This is a genomic window from Frigoribacterium sp. Leaf186, from assembly GCF_001423905.1.
Taxonomy (GTDB): domain Bacteria; phylum Actinomycetota; class Actinomycetes; order Actinomycetales; family Microbacteriaceae; genus Frigoribacterium.
Window position 1 is genome coordinate 1 of the sequence record NZ_LMPQ01000011.1, and the last position, 2928, is coordinate 2928.

Sequence of the window (2928 nt, forward strand, 5' to 3'; positions counted from 1 at the left end):
CGATGGTACTGCAAGGGGGACCTTGTGGGAGAGTAGGACACCGCCGGACTCCCTTTAGTGCAATAGCACGAGCAACACCAGAAAGGCCCCTTCCTCGGAAGGGGCCTTTCTGCGTTTAACGCTGATCAGACCTGGCTGCCCCCGGTAAGATCGTCCTCGATGTCTGCTCCCTTCTCGACCGCCACCGGCACCGATGTGCGCGTGCGGTTCTGCCCCTCGCCCACCGGTACGCCGCACGTCGGCCTCATCCGAACCGCCCTCTTCAACTGGGCCTATGCCCGGCACACCGGCGGCAAGCTCGTCTTCCGCATCGAAGACACCGACGCAGCTCGTGACAGCGAGGAGAGCTACGAACAGATCCTCGACGGGTTGAGGTGGCTCCACATCGATTGGGACGAGGGCGTCGACGCCGGCGGTCCGCACGGCCCGTATCGTCAGTCGCAGCGTCACGACATCTACCGCGGTGTCATCGATCAGTTGCTCGAGCGGGGCCTGCTGTACGAGAGCTTCGCCACGGGTGAAGAGATCGAGGCACGCAACGTCGCCAACGGTCGGGACCCGAAGCAGGGCTACGACAACTTCGAACGAGACCTGACCGACGAACAGCGTGCGGCCTATCGCGCCGAGGGCCGCCAGCCGGCCCTGCGCCTCCGGGTGCCCGACCGTGACCTCAGCTTCGACGACCTCGTCCGGGGCGAGATCACCTTCCCCGCCGGGTCGTTCAGCGACTTCGTCGTCGTACGCCCCAACGGTGTTCCCCTGTACACGTTCGTGAACCCTCTCGATGATGCACTGATGGGCATCACGCACGTCCTCCGTGGTGAAGACCTCCTGTCGTCGACGCCTCGTCAGATCGCCCTCTACGAGGCTCTGGTCGAGCTCGGCATCACCTCGTTCGTCCCGCGCTTCGGCCACCTGCCCTACGTGATGGGTGACGGCAACAAGAAGCTGTCGAAGCGTGACCCTGAGTCGAACCTCTTCCACCACCGCGACCGGGGCTTCGTCCCCGAGGGGCTCGTCAACTACCTGGCCCTGCTGGGGTGGTCCCTGACGCACGATCGCGACGTGTTCTCGATCGACGAGATGGTGGCGGCCTTCGACGTGGTGGACGTGAACCCCAACCCGGCCCGGTTCGACGTCAAGAAGGCGGAGTCCATCAACGGCGACCACATCCGTCTGCTCGAGGTGGGCGACTTCACCGAGCGGCTCCTGCCCTACCTCGAGGGGATCGTCAGCGATCCTCCGACGGCGCACGAGCGGGCTGTGCTGGCCCAGGCGGCTCCTCTCGTGCAAGAGCGCATGACCTTGCTGTCCGAGGCACGCGGCATGCTCGGGTTCCTGTTCGTCGCCGACGACGACCTGGTCTACGAAGACGACGCGCTGGGCTCGCTGGGTGAGCGGTCCCCTGAGGTGCTGCGCGCCTCCTCGGCTGCGCTCGAAGGCGTGACCGACTGGACGCACGAGCCCATCCAGGCCGCCCTGAAGGCGGCGCTGGTCGACGAGCTGGGGCTCAAGCCCCGCGTCGCCTACGGACCGCTGCGCGTCGCCCTGTCGGGGCGCCGGGTCAGCCCGCCGCTGTTCGAGTCGATGGAGATCCTCGGCCGCGAGTCGACGCTCCGCCGACTGACCGCCCTCGCCGAACGCTCATGACCGATCGCTACGATGTCGCCGTCATCGGGGGAGGGCCTGCCGGGCTGAGCGCTGCGCTCAACCTCGTCCGGGCCCGACGTCGCGTGCTGCTGATCGACAGCAACCGGCCGCGCAACTCGGCGACCCTGCTGTCGCACGGGTACCTGACGCGCGACGGCATCTCGCCGCTCGAGCTGCGCAAGCTGGGGCGTGACGAGTTCTTGGGCTACGAGGGCGCCGAGCACCGGCAGACGCTCGCGACGAGTGTGGGGCCGATCGACGGGGGCGGCTTCGAGGTCTCGTGCGAGTTCCGGGGGCAGCAATCGACGGCAGTCGCCGACGTGGTCCTCGTCACGACGGGCCTGGCCGAGACGTTGCCCGACATCGCTCAACTCCGGGCGTTCTACGGCACCTACATCCACAGCTGCATCGAATGCGACGGGTACGACAAGCGCGACCAGCCGCTCGCCCTCATCGGAGAACACCCGGATCTCGTCGAGCGTGCCCTGTTGCTGTCGCAGTGGACCGACGACCTGATCGTCTTCACGCACGGCTCGGACGTCGTGAGTTCGGCCGACGAGGCCGCCCTGGCCGCCCGGGGGATCACGGTGGACCGTCGCCGCGTCACCAGCATCGACGGTGACCGCGACGGCATGCGTGGAGTCGTGCTCGAGGACGGGACGACCGTGCCGCGGGCCGGCGGCTTCGTCCGACCCGAGTGGTCGGCGGCGCTCGACTACGTGGCCGCCACCGGAGCGGACCTCGACGACGACGGGCTGCTCGTCGTCGACGGCCACGGACGCACCTCGGTGCCCGGCCTCTACGCCGCCGGCGAGAGCACGGCACCGGGGCCCCAGCAACTGATCGTCGCCGCCGGTGACGGCGCCCGCGTCGCCGCCGTCATCAACCGCGACCTCATCGGTGGCCTCGAACACCTGGCGGATGCTGTACAGTAGACGTCGGTCCAGATGATGGGCCGACAGTGATGTAGACCTGACGGTCGTCATCATTGGGGTATGGTGTAATTGGCAACACGACTGATTCTGGTTCAGTTGTTCTTGGTTCGAGTCCAGGTACCCCAGCAATTTGGTTCCCCCTGACCTTTCGGTCCGGGGGAATTGCTGTTCGTGCTGGTTTGGCCGCCTCCGGCGGCGCGTTCGGCTTCGCCGAACGGGGGGCCGAGCTTCGCCGGCCTGGGGCCGAGCTTCGCCGGCAGGGCCAAGATTCGCCGGCCGAAAGGGCCGAGCTACGCCGGCCGAGCGGAGCTGGGCTGGGCTGGCAGGGGGGGGGGGGGGGGGG

At 67.8% G+C, this 2928-nt stretch carries 2 protein-coding genes and 1 tRNA gene; all 3 read left to right on the top strand.

All coding sequences use genetic code 11. From position 1 onward, the window contains the following. Window positions 1–159 precede the first annotated feature (159 nt). Window positions 160–1650: a glutamate--tRNA ligase gene (gene gltX, locus ASG05_RS11665; RefSeq protein ID WP_056260945.1), complete on the top strand. Its 1491-nt coding sequence runs from the start codon at window positions 160–162 to the stop codon at window positions 1648–1650. Then, window positions 1647–2585 carry an NAD(P)/FAD-dependent oxidoreductase gene (locus ASG05_RS11670; RefSeq protein WP_056260947.1) on the top strand — a complete coding sequence of 313 codons (939 nt, stop codon included), beginning with the start codon at window positions 1647–1649 and terminating at the stop codon, window positions 2583–2585. Before gltX ends, ASG05_RS11670 begins: the two co-directional genes overlap by 4 nt. 54 nt (window positions 2586–2639) lie before the next feature. Beyond that, window positions 2640–2711, top strand: a tRNA-Gln gene (locus ASG05_RS11675). Window positions 2712–2928 lie beyond the last annotated feature (217 nt).

Bases quoted from the DNA above. Each gene is read 5' to 3' on its own strand.
- ASG05_RS11670 (WP_056260947.1), top strand. From the start codon at position 1,647: ATGACCGATCGCTACGATGTCGCCGTCATCGGGGGAGGGCCTGCCGGG.
- gltX (WP_056260945.1), top strand. From the start codon at position 160: ATGTCTGCTCCCTTCTCGACCGCCACCGGCACCGATGTGCGCGTGCGG.